Here is a 19,799-nt window from a genome sequence, read left to right as displayed (position 1 = left end):
AGCCGCCTCAGGGCGGCATCCCGGAGGTCTCAATCGTGTCGCTCGATGGGGACCTCCACGCCCGTGGCCTCCCAGACGTTGCCCTCGGCGGACAGCTGCGTCTGGGTGCTCACGAGCACGGCGCAGTCGTAGACCGTCCGGGCGCCGAAGACGTTGTTGCGCACCACCATGCCTTGAAGGCTTGTGCCGCCCGCATGTCCCAGGTTCACGATGCAACTGCCGCGGTCGAGCCGGTTGCGTTCCACCCTCACGTCTCGCGTGGGCCCCACTTGCTGGTTCACGAAGACCGCCGCGCCGATGTCTTCCCCGGGGCCATGCACGTTGCTGTCATAGATGCCGATGTCGCGCCCTTCGAAGACGCTGATGCCGTACTGGGCGCCCACCGGGTCCAATGCGTGGATCCACGAGGACTCCACCCGAGCGCCGGACCGCAGGCCCATCCCCACCACCACCCCATGCACGTCGAGCCGGCGCGCGGTGAAGCCTCCTCCCACCACGCCCCACTGGAGCGTCGAGGACTCCTCGGCGAAGACCTCGATGTCCTCCAGCAGGACGCCCGTCGCCCCTGAGACGTTGATGATGCCGTCAATCTCGCGGGGTACCGGCGCGTGCACGACACACCGGCGCACGGTGACGTCGTTCGCGCGGATGATGAGTCGACCGTGGATGTCCCGGTCCTCGAGCACGGCCCCCGGTGTGTCCAGCACGACGTCTCCCTCATGCCGGACCAGCGTCGTGCCCGGGGGGACGCCGGTGTTCCGCGGGCCGGGAAGGTCCGGGTTGGCCCGGCAGGAGACGTTGGCGGGACAGGACTTGCACGCGCCGTCCTCGCACCGGAAGCCATCCGCGCATTCGATGGGTTCGGAGCACAGGGGCTGCGCGAGCCCGAGGTCCTCGAGCGCGGAGAGCTGGCCGAAGCTCCGCGTCCCTTCGCTCCAGGAACCGGCCATCGGGGCTGGGAGGCCATCCCGGGTCATCCGGACAAGCGCGGCGGGGCCACGGTGGCCCGGGGCCGACTCGGCGCGCATCTCCACCCGCGCGGGGACGGCGAGCGTCCGCATGGAAGGCTCCAGGGCATAAGCCACCCCCACCGACCAGCTCCGCACCCCCAGCTCCCGGAGTGAGACGGTCTCCTCGCTCTCGAGTGCTCCCGGCGGAAGGGTCACCCGGAGGCGACCATCGCGGGAGGTGACGGTGCCGCCTTCGCGCCCGATGACACGCACGTCGGGCCGCCCGCGTGCATCGAAGAGGCCTTCACCACACGCGCACGCGAAGAGGCCCAGGGCCGCGACGAGGAGGACGTCACGCATCAGAGTCGGAAGCCCAGGCCGGTGACGGCTTCGACCGCGGGCCGAAGGACCACGCGGTCATTCAGCCTGAACGAGGCGAGCTGTGCCTCCACCTCCGAGAACCAGGAGACCCGGCCCCCGAGGGGCAGCGCATGGGAGAGCACCGCCCCCACGCGTCCGCGGAACGCCGTCCCTTCCGACGTGCTCGCCACCGACTGCCGGACCGCATCCGCACCCAGCCGGCCACCGGCTTCGAGCCCCCGGACAGGAAGCCTCCAGAGCCACGCGACATCCCCGCCCAGGCTCCGGAGCGCATAGGGCAGCCCGGCATCCTGGCCCCGGCCGTCCTGGTATCTCGCGCGGAGCCGCAGCGTCTGGGATGTCCCCATCGCGACGTCCCCTCCCAGCACCAGCGCGGGCGCAAGTCCCATGCCCCGAAGTGGCGGCGTGTTGAGACCGACCGCGGCGAGCAACTCCAGCTTCCGTCCGACGGCCTCGCCTCCCTTCTCTCCGCGCTCGGCGAAAGGCCGCTGCGTCAGCGTGACGGTCGTGGCCGTCCGCTCCTCCCCGCGCACGAGTGCGAAGGCGCCGGTCCGGACATCGTCCGCGGTCGTGCGAATCAGCCGGTAGCTTCCGGCACGCAGCGCGAGCTGCCGTGGCTTCACCGGGTCCTCTCGGAGCTCCAGCACCTCGCCGAGCCCCTCGTCGCGCACGACGAGCCAGCGCCTGTCGGGCTCCGTCCCCGGAGCGAAGACAAGACGCGCGTCCGCGTGGCGCAGCTCGGTGAGCACGAGCTCGCCCTTTCCCTTCAGGTCCAGGGCATACGTCGGGCGCTGGGCGACTCCGGAGACCTCGGCGGTATGGGAGACGGTCTTCGCATAGGCATAGCGATAGGCTTCCTGGAGCGTGATGCGACTGTCTCCATCGGCGTCCGCGGCGCCGCGAAGCCCGGCCGTCAGGTGGTGCGTGAAGAAGCTCCCGCGCAGCTCCGCGCTCTCGAGCGCGTTCTCCCCTGGACCCGAGGACGCGAGAATCGCGGTCCCATCCGGGGACTCGTCGCTCGTGACGTCGAGCGCGAAGCCGCCGGGAAGGGCCTTCGCCCCCTTCGGGGTGATGAGCCCTCCGGACCTGCACGCATCCACGAAAGCCAGTCGCACGTGCGCACGCGAGGCCCCGAGCAGCTTCCTCAGCTCGGTGAAGGAGAGGCTCTCGCTTCCCAGCTCCAGGCCTTGCTCCGTGGCATGCCCGGACCAGTAGAGGAGCAGCAGGTTTCGCCGCGAGGAGTGGCGGGCCGCTTCGGCGATGCGCTGTTCGAGCGCTCGCACCTCCGCGAGCAGCCGCGCGCGAGTGGGCTGATGAAGCACGCGCACGTCCTCGCCGTGAAAGCCCCCGAGCTCCTTCAGCGTGTCCGCGAAGCGCGAGGCATCCGCCTCCGCGAAGCGGAGCCGCGCGTGGCCCGGTGCGCCCACGTTGCCGCCGACCGCGAGAGCGAAGCGCCGTTCGGGCAACTGGGCCTCCGCGGAAGCCGCGAAGAAGAACACGAGGATCAACGCAAGCCGGCTCATGGCGCGCCGCGCTCGAGCAACACCGTGGCGGTCCGAGCGCCGGGGATTTGAACCGCCGTGGAGTCTCGCACCGGGCTCCCTTGGAGGGCCTGCTCCACGACGGCCCAGCTCAGGGGCTCCCGCGACATCACCGCCCAGATCCGCTCCGGTCCTTCAGTCGCATCGAGCACCGCGCTGCCCGGAAGCAGTTGTGTCCCGTCCACCGCGAGTGGTGTCGTCCCTTCCGCGGGCACGAGGCGGGAGACGGAGCCCGTCGAGTCGACGGAGGCAATCCAGACAAAGGCCGCCGAGCCCGGGGCCACCTGGAAGCGGAGCGCCTCTCCTGGTCGCACCCGCTCGCCCTGGGTCGCGGCTCGCGGCGCTCCCTGCCCTCCGATGTAGACGGTGAGCTCCTCGCCCTTGGTCGCATAGAGCGGGGACTCCGGGGGAGGGGAGCGGAGGAAGAACAGGGCGGCCGCGGCGAGGGCGGCCGCCGGCAGAAGCGGCGCCCATCGCGGCAGAGGCCGGGACCTGGCCTGGGTCTTCGCCATCCAGCGAGGGTTCTCGAGGGCGAACGCGCGCGAGGCCTCCGCGGCGGACCGTTCCCAGGTCTGGCAATGGGCACACCCGGCGATGTGCCGGGCAGTGGCGGGATTCGCGTGGAGCAGGTGCTCCTCGAGCGCGAGGTCGCTCGGGCACTGCGCCGTCCGTGCCGCGTTCATTCGAAGACCCCTCGGCGGGCGTTCGCCAGGAAGAGCTGGATGCGCTTGCCGACCGTCTTGCGCGAGAGGCTGAGAAGCTCGGCGGCCTCATCCTGGGAGTGGCCATCGACGAGCACGAGCCACGCGACCATGCGCTCGTGCTCCGTGGCGCAGGAGAGCGCCTTGAGCGCCATCTGCCGGTCGGCCACCTCCGCGAAGCTGTCCGTGGGCGCGGGCGCGTCGTGGTTCAGCTCCGCCCCGCTCGCCGTCTCCCAGGCATCGTCGCGCAGTTGGGCGAAACACACCCGTGTCGCGACGACGTAGACCCAGCGCAGCTGTTCGGGCTCCGGAGGAAGCCGGGAGCGATGACGCACCAACTGCATGTAGACCTTCTGACAGGCGTCCGCGGCCTCATCTGGGTTGCGCAGGATCTTCAGACACCGGCGGTAGATGGCCGGTCCCAGTCTGCGGCAGACCTCACTGAGGGCATCACCGTCGCGCATCAGGGAAATCCGATGAGGGGGAGGACATCTACCGCTGCGACACCGAGCGTACACCCAGCCTCCGAACGGCGGAAGACGGAGCGGCAGGGGCGGTTCAGCGCGCCGCGGTGCCGCCATCCGGGTTGGAGCCGGGGAGGTTGATGCCGAGCGCGTTCGCGAGGAGTGAGGGCGTCGCATCCCCCGGCAAGACGGAGGTGAGCCTCCCTCCCGCCCGGCGCTGACTCGCGCTCCTTCAGTGGGGGGAAGGCGGCTCGCCGTGAGCATCGATCACCGTCGTGATGCGCGTTTTGACGCACTCATGCAGGGTGGCCGAGCTTCTCCCTCTTCATGGGACGGTCCATCGTCCACGTTCGCCACGAAGATGGGCCTTTGCCGTTTCTACCGTGTCGCCGCGAGAGGCCCTGCTTCTCAGCTTGAGTTTATCGCTTTTGCTCAGGTCTCTCCAAGGCTCGAACATGTGTGAGGTTCGCGACTGCCAGAGAACAACGCCCCTCCAGCCACCTCTCAGCGACTGCTCGTGAAGAAATGAATCAAGCTTCTGAGTGAGTGATATGGGTTTCAGCTCTTTGCTGAGAAGAAAGTCGAGGATCGCAGGTTGTCTTGATTGAACGGCTCTGACGATGGAGGTCGCGACGACGACTGTGCGCTGGTTTGGAAAGGCATGCTTTGAGAGCATGGACTTGACGTCACTCAGCCGGCCTTCGTCCACGGCCTGGTATACTTTCTTGGCGACTTGCTTTTCGCGTGCGTTCGTGACGAGCCAGAGCGAGACCAATCCCGCGAAGGGTAGAAGAATCAAGAGCCAGTTAGTCCGCGTCTCCATGAGTTCAGCATATCGTTCGGCTGAGAGGGGCTGACAGAAAATGGGGGCACACCACGCCCTCCGGGCCCACGCCGGCGCTCGACCGACCACATGTGCCGACAAGGCCTGGACGCCCCGAGGGGACAGGCCCAGGGCGTAGCCACCAGCGGAGCAAACTTTCATGATGGACCAGGCAGGCCACATGGCCCCGCGACTCATCGCGGGGGCGCGGGCCTGGCGCCTGAACGAGGACAGACCGTGGAATCCCGAGACCTCTCCGCACCCGCCTGGTCGGCGTTCAAATCCTGGCTGCTCAAGCTGCCCGGCGTCCCCATCTCCCGCCTCCGGCTCCTGACTGGCGGCTGTCCGGCGGAAGAGCTGCCCGCGCTCGCGAAGGAACTCAAGCGCGTGCGGACCGACTTCAAGAAGCGCCCCAATGAGGTCTCTGCCCCCGCGGATGAGGGACTCCGGAAGGACTACGCGGCGCTGGGTGTGCCCTGGTCCGCGTGGAGCGAGGTGGCGAGCGAGGTCCAGCGCGACCTGAAGCGCAAACGGTACGCGCGCTGGACGGGGGCTGATGCGCTCGAGTTCCCGGAGGGGCCTTGCACCGCGGACCTGGTGACCGTCTTGTTGTTCGGAGGCGTGGAGCAGGCACGACCCCATCTGCTGCGCCGCGCTTCGCTCGCCGCGGGCTCGCTGGAGGCGCTGTGGTGCCGGTGGCTCGCGGGTGAGCCGCTCGAACCCGAGACGCTGCGCGCGTTCGCGGGGGCTCCGGAGCAACTCGCCGAACCCCTCTACACCCCAGGCATCGAAGAAGTGCTGCCGCTGTTCTTCGTCGAGCCGGACATCGCACGCGCCGAGCGGGCGCTGGAGGTTGCCTCGGCGAAGTTGGGCTCGTCCCGGGCGCAACCGTTGATGGACTTCCTGCGCTCCCTTCTCGGACTGTGGCGTCAGGACACTTCGGTGGAGGAGGTGGGGGCGCGCTTCGATACGAGTGTCGCGACCCTCTCGCCCTCCGAGGTCGCCCAGCTGAGCGCGCCCGCCTATCTGTATGGCCGATACATCGAGGCACTCCCTCCGCACGTGCTGCTGGAGCGGGTGGGCTCGCGTCTGGAACGCATCGCCGTGCCTGCCCGGGTCGCGGATGTCCAGCCCGTCATGGAGGCCCTCGCCGCGCTTGAGGAGTTGACGGCCCTGGGCCTGGGCCTCCGCGTGGAGCAGCGGCCCGGGAATGTTCTGCTCTCCGCGCAGGAGCCGGAGGCTGGGGGAGGGGACGAGTTCCTGTAGCGCTGGTGTATGGGCGATGTGCGTCATCCAGACGGATGACGCCAGGGCGCGCCCGAGCAAGCCGCTCGATTATCTCATTCCACACAGACGCCAAATACATGGCGAGTTAAGCTCGAAATCAGTCTATTCCCGCTTTTGATGCGATAGACTTCATGGCATGAGAGAACCTTCCAGCACACGAGCGGCGGCTTGGAGTCTGGCCATCATGGGGGTGTTCATCGGCGCCTGCGGGAACGCGCCCCAGGCCGAGCGCGATGAAGCGCAGCCCGCGCCTTCCTCGATGCCGGCGTCCATGCTCTCGGTGGTCCCGCTCTTCGACTCCAGCACCCCGCTGGAGCCCGCGGTCGTGGTGGATACGCCGACGGCGCTCATCACCCGCCTCGCGGACCGGTCGCGTGATCGCCACGCCCGTGAATCTCAGTTCCAAAGCTACGAGCACTACCTGCCGCTGTACTTCGAATACCGCACCCACGGCATTGAGATCATCGACAGGGTCGCCAAGGGTGGCGGCGACATCACCGTCAACATCACCACGCTCTGGCCCTTGGACACGCCGGACTTCCGCGCGTTCTACCAGGGGCAGGCGGTGCTCTCTCAGTATTGGTTCAACGTGGACATGACGCAGGTGGATCCACTGCGCTACACGGCCACCATCAATTACAATGCGAAGGAGAACCGGCGAATCCAGGTGGGCGACCGCATGGAGATTGAAATCAGCCCGTTCCTGCTCCCTCCCGTCGTGGGACGCGCCAACTATTACGGGACGGCGTTCCTCTACATCGTGGGCCAGGGCGGCATGGTGCCCTGGGAAGGAAGGGGCTCGAACCTGGACTCGTTTCCCCTGCCGGAGACAGCCTGGCTGGGGGGGCGCACGACGCTTGGCTACAGCTACTCGAACGAGCCGGCGCACCTGTTCAAGCAGATGGCGACGAACACGGCGCCAGGGAACGCCCAGCCATTCGTCGAGGGGCGGCGCCTGCATCACACCGACTTCAGCGATGGCTCCCACTCGGAGGCTGGCAACCCAAGCCTCACCGCGCAGCAGAACAAGCTCGGGCCCTCCTATATCGGTCGCAGCTGCGTGGCCTGCCACACCAACAATGGCCGCGGGCTTCCTCCCGACCCGGCGACGGCCGCGTATACCTTGCGCTTCTATGTGAATGACGCGCCCTGGGCGGACCTTCACTACAAGCTCAACGGAGGCGCCCAGCAGAGCTTCCGGATGGCGCATGACAGCTCCAACGCGAACACCCATCTCCTCAAGAACATCCCGGCGGGCACGGCCGTCCAGTACCACTTCACCATCGGCAACACCTCGGGGGGGCTGAGCACGACGTCCCCGGTGAGCTTCACGGTGAACGGCGGTGGTGCCAGTGGAGGGAATCCTGGCCACGTCGTCCTCGCGCCTCCTCTCCTCTATACCGTCAGAGTGGGAGCGGTCGGCACCACCGTGACGGCGCATCCTGCACTGGGGTGGGTCCTGCAACCGCAGAGCACCAACGGGAGCCCCGAGGGCAACGTGAGCATCTCGGGCTGGGCGGTGACGGGCGGCACGTTCGGTGATGGCACGGGCTATCAGTTGCGGCGCCCCCTCTACAGCTTCACGGGGCCCGTTCCCACGTACCATTCGGCCCGAATCACTCCGCCCCTGGTCGGGATGGGACTCTTGGAGGCGCTCGATGAGACCATGATTGCCAGCCTCGCCGACCCCAACGACGCCAATGCCGACGGCATCTCGGGTCGCATGCAGACCGTGGTTGATCCACAGACGGGTCAGCCGCGCATGGGGCGCTTCGGTTGGAAGGCGGGCAAAGCGAGGCTCAGGCATCAGATCGCGAGCGCGCTCAATGTCGATCTTGGCGTCACCACGTCTGTCTTCCCGGTTCCGGATTGCGGCTCGGGACAGACCTGTGCCGGAGCAAGCACCGAGTTGGCTGACGCGGACCTGGATAGGATGGTTCGCTACGTCGCCCTGCTCGGGGTCCCCGCGCGCCGCAATCTCAATGACGCTGTGGCGCTTCAAGGGGAGGGCCTCTTCGGCAGCGTGGGCTGTGCCCGGTGCCACGTCGCGACGTTGGCGACCAGCCCGTATCACCCCCACACCGAGCTGCGCAGCCAGGTGATTCGTCCCTACACCGACATGCTGTTGCATGACATGGGACCGGGGCTGGCGGACAACCTCCCCGAGGAGGGGGCCACGGGAGCGGAGTGGCGCACGCCACCCCTTTGGGGCATTGGCTTGACGGCTGGCGTCAGCGGCGGGGAGGCCTATCTGCATGACGGCCGTGCTCGCAGCCTCTCCGAGGCCATCCTGTGGCACGGTGGAGAGGCTGAGTCCTCCAAGGAGGCCTTCCGCACCCTGGGCGGCTCCCAGAGGGCGGCCCTGCTCAAGTTCATCCAGTCACTCTGACGGGAGTGATATTGGTGAGGGCAAGGAGCAGGACATGACCATCACCATCACCGCCTTTGAACGCTCACCTGATCGCGGCAACGGATTGGCGCGGGACATGCGGGTGCGCTGGGCGCTGGAAGAGGTGGGCCAGCCCTACGACGTCCGTCTGCTGTCGTTCGAGGCGATGAAGGAGCCCGCGCACAAGTCGCTGCATCCGTTCGGTCAGATTCCGACCTATGAGGAGGGCGATCTCGCCTTGTTCGAGTCCGGCGCGATTGTCTTCCACATCGCGGAGCGCCATGCCGGCCTGCTGCCGGAAGACGCGAATGGCCGGGCGGGCGTGATTGCGTGGATGTTCGCGGCGCTCAATACGGTCGAGCCGCCCATCTTCGACCGCAGTCTGGTGATGATTCTCGAGCGCGACCAGCCCTGGTACGAGCATCGCCTGCGCGCGCTGGACACCCTCATCCGGAAACGGCTGGACGACCTCTCCGCGTTTCTCGGCGACGCGGACTGGCTCGGGGGCGCCTTCAGCGCGGCCGATATCCTCATGGTGACGGTCCTGCGCAGACTGCAGACGTCGGGCATTCTCGAGGCGTATCCGAACCTCGCCGCCTATATCGCCCGCGCCGAAGCGCGGCCCGCCTACAAGCGTGCGTTCGCCGCGCAACGAGCGGTGTTCAACGCCGCCCCGCGGACCGCGTGACGGCACGGGCCCGCGCCGGGTCAGGGCTGCAGCGCCAGTCGAAGCGCGTCGATGAACCCGGGCCTGGGGTCGTTGACGGGACGGTTCTGGTCGTCCTCCGGCTCCTGCGCCCACTTCCTTCTGCGTCTTGAATAATCCCTCGCCCTTGTCGTCCAGGACGGCGCGCAGGTCGCTGTAGCCGTACTTGCCCTCTTGCTTGAGCTTCTCCATCGCGGTGACCACCTGGTCGCCCGAGACGCCGTGGCTCAACCTCAGCGACACGAACCGCTGCGTTCCGGACTTCGCGCGAAGGCAGTGCGAGAACTACAGTCACAGACGGCCCATGCTTTCATTCCTCCTGCCACTCCTTGTCGCCATCGCGCCCGCGACCTCCCCGGAGATTTCGTCGGCGAACCTCAAGAAGACCCCCGCCTTCCAGGACTGGCGCGGCGGACGCTTCCTCTTGGAGGAACTCTGGGTCGAACTCCCGGAGGCCGGACTTCGCGTGGGCTACTTCGTCGTCCCCAGCCCACGGACCCGCGAGTCCTCGGATACTCCTCCGTTCCATGACGCCTTCTTCGTGGTGGACCCACGCACGGGGCAGCCCGTTGCCCCGGCCGTGGTACGAACGAGTCAGCCCCTCAATGGCTGTCCGGAGATGGGCAAGGTCTCTCGGCTTACCCCCGAGCCCGAGAGCGCGACCTCCGCCGCGGTCCGTTTTGGCAATGGTGCTCAGCGGTGTCTGCTCCGGCTACGGCGCGTGAAGGAGGCCTGGGTCGTCTCCCTCTTCCCGGATGAGGCCCGCTCCCCCGTGGAGACCTTCCCAGCGGCGGCTGCCGCCCTGGAGAAGGTGCTGGGTCCCCGGGACGGAGGGGCTCATAAGCTCAATTGGTCCTACCTTCCCAACTCCCGCTGGCTGCTCGCCGCGTCCCAGAAGGAGTGCGGCCTGTGGGTCGTCGACAGCCTCACCTCCGAGGTGAACGCCACTGCCAGCGAGGCGATGACCCGGGAGCTCTGCGGGTGTCTCGATGAGACCATCTCCTTCGGAGAAACGGAGTTCGAACTCCCCCAGACGGTGTACTCCATGAGCTGGACGGGCGGAGGCACCGCGCTTCCGACCTGTGATTGCACGTTCGCGCAGACGGGCGAGGCTGGCGTCAAGTGCTCGGCGTACATGGGGCGCGAATACTCCCTCCCGGAGTTCGAGGAGATGGCAGAGGACGGAAGGCTGACGAAGAAGTGGGAGGACGAGAACCTGAATGAGTTGGAGGATTTCCGTCGCACCCACCAGGGCCTGCTCGCCGCGAACGAGGAGGCACTCACTCAGTGGAGAGCGGGGCAGCAGAAGGCGGCGCTCGCGGCGTGGACCACGCTGTACCGGACATGGCTCGAGAGCGGCCGGCTCACCATTGAGGGCACCCTGGCCGCGATCACCGTGGAGGACGCCAGCCTGAGGAAGCAGATGAACCAGCAGTTGAATGCGACCATCGACCTCCGGGCGGAGATCCTCAACAACCTCGGCTTCGCGCTGTGGTCCCAGAAGGAGTGGTCACAGGCCGAGGCCGTCCTCGACGAATGCCTGGCGCTGCTCACCGAGACGGGCCACGAGCGCAACGTGCTCCACCTGAATCGGGGCGATTTGTTTCGGGACATGGGGAAGGGACCTGAGGCCATCAAGGCCTATCGGTCCTTCCTGCAGCGCAAGGGCACCGCGGCTCAACGCAAGCACGCGGAGCGAGAATTGCGGAAGCTGGAGCCGGGTTCGAAATGACAGTCTGGATGCCGGGACTCACGTCTGTCAGGGCGAGAGGAACGGCAGCAGCTCTCCTGCCTTCTGCCACATCACCGCTGGATAGGCCTGTGCCGAGCTGAAGCCCTTGTTCGTGAAGAGGTACTCGTAGGTGGACTGGTACGACGCCTTCCAGCCGTAGCCGGAGTGGTCGGTTTCGTTCCACTCCGCCTGCGGGATGCCCATTGCCTGGAGCGCCGTGCCGAGCCACTGGTTGTAGAGGAGGCCCGACCACAGGAAGCTGCCCTCGCTGCCCGTGCTCGAGTCGCCGCTCACCTTGCGAGTGATGTTCCGGTAGTCGCAGTAGTTGCCCGTCTTGAGGGCGCCCCCCGCGCTCCCGGCCGTCACCACAGGGACGGAGAAGGAGAAATGGGGCGTGTTGCCGTTCTCCTGCCCCCACGCGAGCAGCGAATCATCCAGCAGGGTTCCGCCCGCGCCGTTCGAGAACCGCTCGAAGCGAGAGACGAGGTCGAGGAACACTTGCGAGAAGAAGACCTGGTTGAACTGGACCACCAGGTCCTGGTTCGCCCCGGGCACGGTCGAGGGATGAACAACGTTGTTGTGCCAGTCCTCGCCTTGGGGCGCGCGAGGGGTGAAGGTCAGGTTCTGGTTGTGCTCGTCGATGCTGATGGTGGCGACGCGACAGACGCCGCAGTTCATCGCCACGGCGAGCACTTCGTTGATGAGCCGGAAGTACTCGACGTTCTTCGCCGGGTCTCCCGCGAAGGAGCTGGAGTTTCGCAGCGACAGGTTGTCGGTGGTGGGACGGGCCGGCACCTGGCAGCCGGTGCCGGTGGTCTCCAGCCGGCGCTGCAGCTCCGCGACCGCGTCGATGTGCTGGTCCAGTCGCCCCCTGTCCTCGGCCGAGAGCCGACCGTTGCCGTTGCGCAGCCGCCGGTAGCTTTCGAGGACCTTGTCCACCACGGGAGTCCGGGCGGTGCCGGGACTGCTGCTACCGGCCAGCAAGGTGTCGAAGAGGGCGAGCGAGCTCTCGGTGCCGCCGATGGAGCTGGAGGCGACTCCGGAGGAGCGAACCCCGGGGGTGTTGTATCCCCAACTGCCGGTCGAGGTGCTTGCGCCGGCGATGGCGACGCTTCGCTTCCGGACGGAGGCGACGCTCGGGTAGAAGGCCGGTGAGTAGGCCATCACCTGGTCGATGGTCGCTCGAGGTGAGCCGGGCCTCTGCTTGTCGAAGTCGTAGTAGCCCAGCGGGGCGCCGAAGTTGTGACCCATGTACAGGGGGAAATCGAGTCCCCGCAGGATGTTCATCTTCGAGATGAGCGTGGGCGTGAGCACGGACGACTTCGCGGTCAGCACCCGGCTGATGACCGCATCACCGTTCGCCTGGGCCGTCGCGGCCAGGTCTCCCCGCCGGACGTCGTGGTCCGCGTAGAACAGGGACTGCGTCAGCGCCGGGTCCCCCGGCCACATGCTCGCGCCAAAGATGGCGCCGTGGGGGGTGCGGAAATGCACGAAGGACTTCGGGCGCCCGGCGGCCTGGGCCTTCGCTTCGCGCGGGCTCAAGAGCGATGGGAGCAGCGGCAACGCCAGCACGGCTCCGCCCGCGCCGCGCAGGAACATGCGGCGGTCCCACCGGAAGACAGGTGTGTTGCTCATTGGAAGCTCCTCTGCTTGAACGTGGGATGCTGGACGACGGTCTTCAGCAGGTCGGCCATCGGTGCGCCGCTGCGCGCGACCGTCTCCATCTCTGAAAGAAGGCACCCATCGCGGGAAGTGGACTCCACGCGAGCGTGCGCGAAGCGGAAGTAGTGTTGCGCGACGCAGGACTCGAAGAGCTGGCTGTCGTCAATCATCCGCGACAGCTCCGAGGCGCTGGAGATGACGCGTTGCTCGGAGTCGTAGAGCAACACGTCCGCCGAGGTGTCCACGGAGGGTGTTGCCGTCTCGTGGCCCTGAGGGTTGAACAGCCGCTCCACGTCGCGCTCCCGTCCGAGCGCGTCGAACCCTTCCAGCACGAAGCCCGGTGGATTGATGGTGTTGTTATGACATCCCCCACAACTGCCTCCGGAGGTGAGCTGGCTCACCACCTGTCGCGTCGTCATGCGCTCCGTCGGCGCGGGCGGCCTGGTGCTGGCATTGGGCGGAGGGGCCCCGACTTGCTGGCAGAGCAGGGCGTTTCGCACCAGGTAGCCCCTGTGGATGGGACGCGTCGACGGGGTCCCCGTGGCCAGCAACGCCGCGCGGGTCAGCAGTCCGCCGCGGTTCTGGGACGGCATGACCGGCGCCGGACCAGAGCCACTCCAGACGGGGACACCGTAGATGCCGGCCAGGAAGGGGTCCGCCGTGTAGGACCTCTTGTCATGAAGGAAGTCGCTCACCGTGCCACCGGACACGACGGTGTTCCAGGCGGAGAGTTGGACGTCCTCGAACATCGCGGTGCGCGTGGCGTCCAAGGGCATCTGCGCTCCGACGAAGGACCGGTAGACCGGGTCGTTGCGGAGCGCCTCCAGCGACGGCAGCTCCTCGAGCCGCAGCCACTCGCTGACGAACTCGTCCAGGGAGCCTCGCAGTTGGGGGCTCTTCATCATCCGGTCGAGCTGGGCGCTGAAGCCGCTCTCGGTCAGGAGCGAGCCATCGGTCGCCGCGGCCCAGAGCGCGTCGTCCGGAGGCGCCTGCCAGAGCTGGTAGGACAGCTTCGCGGCCAGCTCGAACGCGGAGAGGGGGCTCACCGGCTGGCCGGCGGCGGTGCCGTGCTCGACGCGGTAGAGGAGCCAGGGCGAGTTCAGGACGGTGGTGATGACGTCCGCCACCGCCGCCCTGTTCACCGGCGTGGCCCCGGCGATGTCCGCGAAGGCGGTGACCTCCGCCGTCGGCAGCGGGTAGCGCAGGACGCGGGAGCCCCATCCCCGGATGAAGGTCTCCAGGCAGGCCCGGTCGTTGGCGGTCTGGCTGTCGCTCGCGCAGCTTCCCAGGAGCGCGTTGCGGCGCGCGTCGGTGCTGGTGAGTTCCTGGGCCACGGCGTTGCCCAGGTCATACATGACGTCAATCTGGGTCTGCTGGATGGACTGGTCCAGCCGGCTGAAGCCACCCTTCAAGTCACCAGGCGCGGGAGTGCGCTGGTCCGTGGGGTAGCGGGCAAGGAGGGGTGTGAGGTTCTCCCAGACAGCGTCGGCCTCGTTCGGCAGCGCACGGGCAATAGAGAAGCGAAGCGAGTTCATCACCTGCGTCCGGGACAGCCGTGGAAACGGAAGGTCCGAGGGGACGGCGCTCGCGTCACAGGAGAACTTCGCTGGCGCCGGACGGACGGAATCGGACGTGGCCGGCGGAGGCGGATCCGGTTCGTTTCCGCCGGGGTGATGGGTGTGCTGGGCGGAGCCCTCACAGGCGACCACGCCAGCGCAAAGAAGCAGGATGCCCACGGAGCGAGGAAGCGTCATGTCCCTGGCTACGCGTGGAGCCGAAAATACTTTCCTGCCCGGTGGGCCACGGGCGACGGTACTCTCGCCATCACCGCATGCTTGCTCTGCTCTGCGCGTTCTCCCTCGTCGCCCTGACCCAGTCCCCGGTGGTGTCGGTGTCGTTCGACCTGCGCGCGCTTCCCGAGCAGGACTATCGGCGGTGGGACGCGGTGGAGTTGGAGCGCAAGGTGGCCCTGCGGCTGATTCAGGAGGGCTTCGCGGTCGTCTCCCCACAGAGTCCGGCCCAGCTTCGACTGCGTGCGAGCCGCACTCCCGAAGGGCTGTTGCTCGAGGCCGTCGGGCCGCGGCAACGAGTGGAACAGGGCGTTCGAGTGGGCCGGGGGTCCATCGCGGAGCTTCATCTGGAAGTCGCACAGAAGCTCTCCGAGATGACGCGGGCGGTGCAGCCCGAGCCGGAGCCGCCTCTGCCCGATCCGGAGCCGCCTGTGCCCGAGTTCGTGCTCCAGCCTCCCGTGGAGGTGGCTGCCGCCCCAGAGCGCCCCGAGCTGGACCTGGGCCTGGGGCTGGGGACGCTCTGGCACGGAGCTGGAGTCGATCCACACCTCCTGCTCTCCGTCAGGCGGAGCCTGGGGGCCTTCGGCCTGGAGGCGGAGGCGGGGCTCGGGGTGTCCCGCGATGCGGCGCTGACCGTGTTCGAGGCGCAAGGTGGCGCCTTCTTCAGTTATCGGCTCCCCGTGGCGGAGCGCCTGCAGCTCGAACCGGGTGTGGGCGCGGGCCTCGTCCTCCACACCTTCCGACTCGAGGACGCCTGGGCGTCGGGCCGGACCGGTACCCAGGTGTCTCCCGCGGGGTGGGCCCGGATGAAGCTTCGGTGGCGGTTCACCGAGCGTCTCGCGGCGGAGTTGCGCGTGGCGCTGGGGGTGCTGCGGCCCGTGACGCATGTGCGCGAGGGCGAGACACTGTGGTCTCGGGGAGGCGTAAGGCTCGAAACCGGCGCCCAGCTTTCTTGGGGGCAGTAGCCTCCGAGGAAAGTTTCTCCCGCTTCAATCGTAGGTTCGCAGGTGATGGATGTCGCGTGCTCCGCACTCAAAGGCCCCGCTCGCCCTGCCTGCTCGGCCTGTGTCATTCGACACGCTCTACGAGGAGCACGCCGAGGCCGTCTACGTCTGGGCCATGCGGTATGCGGCGGGTCGGTCGGGCTGGGCTGAAGACGTCGCACATGACGTCTTCCTCAAGGCGTGGGAGCACCAGGCCTGGCTGCGCGAGGAGGATGTGAGGGGCTGGCTTTTTCGAGTCACGCAGAACGTGGCGTTCTCCTCCCTGCGGCGCGAGAAGACGTTCCGACAGCGCATCGCCGAGCTCTTGTTTCCTGTGCACCCCGCGGAGACGGAGTCCACGCCGGAGGCGGCCCTCGTGCGGCGCGAGGCGTTGCGCAGCGCCACGGCGACGTTGGACCGCTTGCCGGGGCAGGAGCGGGTGGTGATGACCTTGAAGCTTCTGGACGACCTGAGCCAGCGCGAGATTGCCCAGCTCCTCTCGTTGTCAGAGGGCTACGTGTCGAAGTTGATCAGCCGCGCCCAGGGCCGTCTGACGGCCTGGGGATGGAAGGTGGATGATGGCTCCCCGTGACTTCCGTGCAGAGCTCCGGCGTGAAGACCCGCTCCGCCGCGAGCAAGGGATGCCACCCGCCGTCCGGGCCCGACTGTGGTCGCGGCTGCGGGACTCACGCGCGCCGAAGTCCGCATGGCACAGGCGTCCCGTGTTCTGGGGACTCGCCGCGTCGGCGGTGGCGCTGGCCTTCGTGGTGTTCTTCATGCGGGCTCCCTCCACACGCTCTCTCGGGGGACTCGAGGTCGCGCGGGCCAGTGCGGACCTCGTGGCGCGGGAAGATGCCGCGGGTGTGGTGATTCAAGGAGGCGAGGCCGCCCTGATGGACGTGGCCCGAGGCATCACCCTCCGGAACCAGGGGCCGCTCGTCGTTCGCCGTGAACCCTCCGGCGTGCGACTGGTCCACGGTCGCGCGGAGTTCTCGGTGAATCACCGCCAGCCAGGCGCGCCTCCTGCCGTCGTGCTCGTGTCGGGCGGCGCCATCGAGGTGATGGGCACGCGCTTCACGGTGGAGGAGCGGGGAGGGGAAGGCACCGTTACCCTGCACGAAGGTGCCATTGCCTTTCGTGGGCTCAGTGGCGCGGTGGTTCCCGTGGGGGTGGGGCAGACGTTGGCGTGGCCGGTGGCCGTGCCCTCCGAGCCAGCCCTTCCGGAGCCTGCGCCTCCCGAGTCGGGAAGGCCCGCACCGCTGGCGGCGCCCAGCCCGAAGCTTGCTCCCACGCGCGTTCCCTCCACACCGGTTCGTACTCCGAGCGCGGAGGACGTCTTGCGAGAGCTGGAGGTCCTTCGCGGTCGGCGCGAGTTCGAGCAAGCGGCGAGGTACCTCGAGGAGGCGATGCGCAAGCAGCCGGTGGCGACGCGGGAGCGCCTGAGCTTCGAGCTGGGCTCGTTGCTGACGTACCAGCTCAAGGACGCGCGGCGTGCCTGCTCCCACTGGGCTCGGCACGAACAGCAGTTCCAGCGCGGGCACTACGCGGAGGCGGTCCAGCGTGCCCGTGGGACGCTGGCCTGCGAGGGCCGAGACCGCGAGAGCGCGCGATGAAACGGGGAGGCTGGAGCCTGCTGTGGCTGGCAGCGGCGCTGACCGCGTGCGAGCCCGCCATCATCGACCATTCGGCGACGTCCAATCTGCTCGATGCCGAGTCGGCTTCCCTGGAGACGGGGCCTGGCGCCTGGATTGCGTGGTACGGCGTCACCGCTTCGAGAGCGTCCACCGACGCGAGAGAAGGTGAAGCAGTCCTGCGCGTGGAGGTGACCGAGCCGTATGGCTGGGGCGTGCACCTCGACAACTGGCCCGGGTTCGCCGCATCCCCGGGGGCGCACCGCGCTTCGTTCTGGGTGCGCGGGACGTCGGAGCGCTCCCCGGTCGCCGAGATGCGGGTCAGCTGGCGGGATGCAAGCGGCCGGGAGCTGCAGTCGGACCTGCTCTCCAGCCCGGTGCTTTCCTCCAAGTGGGTCCGGACCGCGCGCGAGCTGACGGCTCCAGCGGGAACGGAACGGATGTCCGTGGCAGTGACTGGCGCCGAGGGCGTCCTTGGCGAGGTCATCGAGCTGGATGTGCTGGTCGTTCAGGCATTGAGCGCACCTTGAGCAGCTCCTGAGCCTCCACTCTTGGCTTGGGTGGTGTGTCAGTGAACACAAACTTGCCCCGCATGTTTAGCGTGGTATTCGTGTTTGTGGGTTCTTGAGAGGAGCGCGCCGCTATGATGCAGCGACGATGGGTGTCTTTTGGATTCATTGGGGCAATCTTGCTTCTTGCCGCGGCTCCAGCATATGCGGCGGGGTGGGTGGTCTGCGGCACGCTGAGTCAGTTCGAGACCGACAAATGCACGCTCCCGGGTTATCCGCCCGCTCAGTATGAGTACGCGATTGTTGATCTCACGGACGAGCCTATCCGGGTCATGTGCAGTTATTGGAACCATGGGGCGCGCGTCTACAATGTGTCGCCATTTTTCGTGAATGCCGATAACCCAACCGTCGACCAGTATTGGGGCGGGTTTGCCTATTATCGGGGGACCCAATCGCCCGGAGACAATTGCCCGGGCGGAGGGTGGGTTCATAAGTATTGGTTCTTTTATGACGGCGGCAAGATTGGCATGCCGGGTGGGCGCGGCTGCCTGAATCCTCAAGTCTGGTGCCGCGCGCGGTAATGCGGAGAGGGCCTCCTCGCCAATGGGGCGTGGCCCCGAGCACGAGGAGGCCCCTGAAGGCGTCGATTAGAAGATGCCCTGTCCCGGCGTGAGGATGCGGTCCGGGTCGTAGCGTCCCTTCGCGTGCTCGAACCGCTCCCAGGCGGGGTGGAAGTGGCGGCGCCAGTCGCCGGAACTCATAGGCACGGCATCCACGGGATAGATCTTCCCGCCGATGGCCGTGAGCCGGTCGAAGATGGCGCGGTTCTTCCGCACGAGGGAGGCGACGTTCTCCGGCGTCGGTGGAATGGCGGTGCGCAGCAGCGAGAAGAGGAAGACGTGTCTGTCGTTGGGCGTGCGCAGGAAGGGCGCGGTCAGCTCCGAGGCGCGGAAGGGGTAGAGCAGGATGGGCCCCTGTCCCATGTCGGCCTCGGTGGTCTGTGAGAGGACCTCCTGGACGAAGGACTCGGCGGCCCGGGCGGGGACGAACATGTCCAGCCACGGATGGGGGAAACCCCAAACGCCGAGTTGCTTGAGCAGCTCGACGAGCGGCGCGAGCCGGTTGGCGAAGTCGAAGTAGCTGCCATCGCTCACCTGGAGCGTTCCCGGCTGGAAGCCCAGGCCCGCGAGCAGTCTCGCATCGTGCGGCTCCGAGCCCGGGGTGAAGTACTTCACCACCTCGAGCTGATACGCCCGGCCCCCGTTGGAGCCGACGGCGGAGCCCTCGACGTAGTCGAAGCGACCGTCCTCGATGAGCCGCCGCTGGTCCTCCATGAAGCGGTGGAGGTCGCTGTACAGCGCGGTGTACGTCCGGGCGCGGGGCGGCACTTCGACGAGCCGCACCCTTGCTCGCACGATGATGCCGAACTGGCCCAGGCCCGAGCGCACGGCGTCGAACAGGGGCCGCTCACGCCAGCGCGAGCACCGCACGAGCTCACCCCGCCCCGTGACGACGTCCATTTCCAGGACGTTGTCCACCTGGAGGCCCCAGCGAAACGCCTGCCCGCCGATGCCCCCCGCCGACAGCGTCCCACCGATGCTCAGCTCAATGTAGTCGGTCAGCACCGGCGGACTCTTGCCGCACGGAAGCGAGGCCTGGAGCAGTTCGTGCCACCGGACGCCCGCATCCACCCAGGCGCTGTCCTCGTCAATCTCGTGGATGGTCGACAGCGTGGACATGTCGATGACGATGCCCGCCGCCACCTGGGACTGGCCGAAGGTGCTGTGACTCTCACCGAGGCCCCGAGCGGCGGCTATTTTCAGGCCCTGGCGCCGCGCGAAGCGGACCATGGCCACGATGTCCTTCACCGAGCCCGGAACGAGCACCGCCCACGGCGTGCGGTGGAGGATGTGGCCGAAGTCCTCCGAGGCCGCGGTCCGCGACGCCGTGTCCATCAGCAACTCGCCATCGAGTGGCGGCAGCGGGGCCGAGCCCGCCTCCAGCGTGGAGGCCCAGCTTCGGCTCAGGGGATTGAATGCCACGGCCACCAACGCACCTTGGAGCAACGTCCTCCGGGAGACGGTTCGACTCGACATTCACTCCTCCTTCTTCGTCGGAGACTTCTAAACCAACGATCTCGATTCCCGCACGACGTCAGGAGGCACGCCTGAGGTCGGCTCGACGCAGGGATGGACAGGCAGAGCGCTGTGCATTCCGCGCGTTGAGGTAGGCATGCACTCGCACCATGAG

At 67.7% G+C, this 19,799-nt stretch carries 16 protein-coding genes; 8 read left to right on the top strand and 8 right to left on the bottom strand.

Annotated features, from left to right (window positions below):
* Nucleotides 1–29: 29 nt before the first annotated feature.
* The 5 genes from HUA74_RS39455 to HUA74_RS46180 all read right to left on the bottom strand — a co-directional run bounded on the left by HUA74_RS39455 (nt 30) and on the right by HUA74_RS46180 (nt 4,860).
* Nucleotides 30–1,310 (bottom strand): hypothetical protein, encoded by a 1,281-nt coding sequence (locus HUA74_RS39455; RefSeq protein WP_174458701.1) that lies wholly within the window; start codon nt 1,308–1,310, stop codon nt 30–32.
* On the bottom strand, nt 1,310–2,854 hold the full coding sequence (locus HUA74_RS39450; protein ID WP_174458700.1) for a caspase family protein: 1,545 nt from the start codon (nt 2,852–2,854) through the stop codon (nt 1,310–1,312). Before HUA74_RS39450 ends, HUA74_RS39455 begins: the two co-directional genes overlap by 1 nt.
* The gene (locus HUA74_RS39445) at nt 2,851–3,555 is read right to left on the bottom strand and encodes a DUF4384 domain-containing protein (RefSeq protein WP_174458699.1); all 705 of its coding nucleotides are present in this window, start codon (nt 3,553–3,555) and stop codon (nt 2,851–2,853) included. Before HUA74_RS39445 ends, HUA74_RS39450 begins: the two co-directional genes overlap by 4 nt.
* Nucleotides 3,552–4,037: an RNA polymerase sigma factor gene (locus tag HUA74_RS39440; RefSeq protein ID WP_174458698.1), complete on the bottom strand. Its 486-nt coding sequence runs from the start codon at nt 4,035–4,037 to the stop codon at nt 3,552–3,554. Before HUA74_RS39440 ends, HUA74_RS39445 begins: the two co-directional genes overlap by 4 nt.
* Before the next feature lie 325 nt (nt 4,038–4,362).
* Nucleotides 4,363–4,860, bottom strand: coding sequence for a hypothetical protein (locus HUA74_RS46180; protein WP_254614836.1), 498 nt, complete (start codon nt 4,858–4,860; stop codon nt 4,363–4,365).
* A 237-nt stretch (nt 4,861–5,097) separates the two neighbouring features.
* Here HUA74_RS46180 and HUA74_RS39430 point away from each other — a divergent pair, with 237 nt between their 5' ends.
* The 4 genes from HUA74_RS39430 (at nt 5,098) to HUA74_RS39415 (ending at nt 10,974) form a co-directional block, all read left to right on the top strand.
* Complete coding sequence (locus tag HUA74_RS39430; RefSeq protein ID WP_174458697.1) at nt 5,098–6,126, top strand: hypothetical protein; 1,029 nt, start codon at nt 5,098–5,100, stop codon at nt 6,124–6,126.
* Nucleotides 6,127–6,331: 205 nt separating this feature from the next.
* Nucleotides 6,332–8,536: a di-heme oxidoredictase family protein gene (locus HUA74_RS39425; RefSeq protein ID WP_174458696.1), complete on the top strand. Its 2,205-nt coding sequence runs from the start codon at nt 6,332–6,334 to the stop codon at nt 8,534–8,536.
* Between the two features lie 34 nt (nt 8,537–8,570).
* On the top strand, nt 8,571–9,224 hold the full coding sequence (locus HUA74_RS39420) for a glutathione S-transferase family protein (protein ID WP_174458695.1): 654 nt from the start codon (nt 8,571–8,573) through the stop codon (nt 9,222–9,224).
* A 322-nt stretch (nt 9,225–9,546) separates the two neighbouring features.
* On the top strand, nt 9,547–10,974 hold the full coding sequence (locus tag HUA74_RS39415) for a tetratricopeptide repeat protein (protein WP_174458694.1): 1,428 nt from the start codon (nt 9,547–9,549) through the stop codon (nt 10,972–10,974).
* Between the two features lie 27 nt (nt 10,975–11,001).
* Here the strand turns inward: HUA74_RS39415 and HUA74_RS39410 are convergent, their stop codons facing one another.
* Together HUA74_RS39410 and HUA74_RS39405 are read right to left on the bottom strand one after the other, a co-directional pair.
* Nucleotides 11,002–12,609 (bottom strand): DUF1552 domain-containing protein, encoded by a 1,608-nt coding sequence (locus HUA74_RS39410; RefSeq protein WP_174458693.1) that lies wholly within the window; start codon nt 12,607–12,609, stop codon nt 11,002–11,004.
* Nucleotides 12,606–14,171: a DUF1592 domain-containing protein gene (locus HUA74_RS39405; protein ID WP_254625460.1), complete on the bottom strand. Its 1,566-nt coding sequence runs from the start codon at nt 14,169–14,171 to the stop codon at nt 12,606–12,608. Before HUA74_RS39405 ends, HUA74_RS39410 begins: the two co-directional genes overlap by 4 nt.
* A gap of 296 nt (nt 14,172–14,467) precedes the next feature.
* On the opposite strand from HUA74_RS39405, the gene HUA74_RS39400 reads away from it, so the two are divergent.
* From HUA74_RS39400 to HUA74_RS39385, 4 genes are read left to right on the top strand one after another with little or no spacing between them, the layout of a single operon-like run.
* Nucleotides 14,468–15,391 carry a hypothetical protein gene (locus HUA74_RS39400; protein WP_174458691.1) on the top strand — a complete coding sequence of 308 codons (924 nt, stop codon included), beginning with the start codon at nt 14,468–14,470 and terminating at the stop codon, nt 15,389–15,391.
* Nucleotides 15,392–15,440: 49 nt separating this feature from the next.
* Entirely contained in the window at nt 15,441–16,001 is a 561-nt protein-coding gene (locus tag HUA74_RS39395) for an RNA polymerase sigma factor (RefSeq protein WP_174458690.1), read from the top strand.
* 49 nt (nt 16,002–16,050) lie between these two features.
* Nucleotides 16,051–17,022: a FecR domain-containing protein gene (locus HUA74_RS39390; RefSeq protein WP_254625459.1), complete on the top strand. Its 972-nt coding sequence runs from the start codon at nt 16,051–16,053 to the stop codon at nt 17,020–17,022.
* Nucleotides 17,019–17,570: a hypothetical protein gene (locus HUA74_RS39385; RefSeq protein WP_174458689.1), complete on the top strand. Its 552-nt coding sequence runs from the start codon at nt 17,019–17,021 to the stop codon at nt 17,568–17,570. The genes HUA74_RS39390 and HUA74_RS39385 overlap by 4 nt, the downstream gene beginning before the upstream one ends.
* 626 nt (nt 17,571–18,196) lie before the next feature.
* Here the strand turns inward: HUA74_RS39385 and HUA74_RS39380 are convergent.
* Nucleotides 18,197–19,645 (bottom strand): FAD-binding protein, encoded by a 1,449-nt coding sequence (locus HUA74_RS39380; protein WP_174458688.1) that lies wholly within the window; start codon nt 19,643–19,645, stop codon nt 18,197–18,199.
* Between the last annotated feature and the right edge of the window lie 154 nt (nt 19,646–19,799).

Origin of the sequence: Myxococcus sp. CA051A (assembly GCF_013336705.1) — a bacterium.
In the GTDB taxonomy this organism is placed as follows: Bacteria; Myxococcota; Myxococcia; order Myxococcales; family Myxococcaceae; genus Myxococcus; species Myxococcus llanfairpwllgwyngyllgogerychwyrndrobwllllantysiliogogogochensis.
Note: the sequence above shows the minus strand (reverse complement) of the source record. Positions and strands in the feature narration are given on the sequence as shown.

Coding starts and splice junctions, on each gene's coding strand:
- HUA74_RS39455 (WP_174458701.1), bottom strand. CDS start 1,310: ATGCGTGACGTCCTCCTCGTCGCGGCCCTGGGCCTCTTCGCGTGCGCG.
- HUA74_RS39450 (WP_174458700.1), bottom strand. CDS start 2,854: ATGAGCCGGCTTGCGTTGATCCTCGTGTTCTTCTTCGCGGCTTCCGCG.
- HUA74_RS39445 (WP_174458699.1), bottom strand. CDS start 3,555: ATGAACGCGGCACGGACGGCGCAGTGCCCGAGCGACCTCGCGCTCGAG.
- HUA74_RS39440 (WP_174458698.1), bottom strand. CDS start 4,037: ATGCGCGACGGTGATGCCCTCAGTGAGGTCTGCCGCAGACTGGGACCG.
- HUA74_RS46180 (WP_254614836.1), bottom strand. CDS start 4,860: ATGGAGACGCGGACTAACTGGCTCTTGATTCTTCTACCCTTCGCGGGA.
- HUA74_RS39425 (WP_174458696.1), top strand. CDS start 6,332: ATGGGGGTGTTCATCGGCGCCTGCGGGAACGCGCCCCAGGCCGAGCGC.
- HUA74_RS39420 (WP_174458695.1), top strand. CDS start 8,571: ATGACCATCACCATCACCGCCTTTGAACGCTCACCTGATCGCGGCAAC.
- HUA74_RS39415 (WP_174458694.1), top strand. CDS start 9,547: ATGCTTTCATTCCTCCTGCCACTCCTTGTCGCCATCGCGCCCGCGACC.
- HUA74_RS39410 (WP_174458693.1), bottom strand. CDS start 12,609: ATGAGCAACACACCTGTCTTCCGGTGGGACCGCCGCATGTTCCTGCGC.
- HUA74_RS39405 (WP_254625460.1), bottom strand. CDS start 14,171: ATGAACTCGCTTCGCTTCTCTATTGCCCGTGCGCTGCCGAACGAGGCC.
- HUA74_RS39400 (WP_174458691.1), top strand. CDS start 14,468: ATGCTTGCTCTGCTCTGCGCGTTCTCCCTCGTCGCCCTGACCCAGTCC.
- HUA74_RS39395 (WP_174458690.1), top strand. CDS start 15,441: ATGTCGCGTGCTCCGCACTCAAAGGCCCCGCTCGCCCTGCCTGCTCGG.
- HUA74_RS39390 (WP_254625459.1), top strand. CDS start 16,051: ATGCCACCCGCCGTCCGGGCCCGACTGTGGTCGCGGCTGCGGGACTCA.
- HUA74_RS39385 (WP_174458689.1), top strand. CDS start 17,019: ATGAAACGGGGAGGCTGGAGCCTGCTGTGGCTGGCAGCGGCGCTGACC.
- HUA74_RS39380 (WP_174458688.1), bottom strand. CDS start 19,645: ATGTCGAGTCGAACCGTCTCCCGGAGGACGTTGCTCCAAGGTGCGTTG.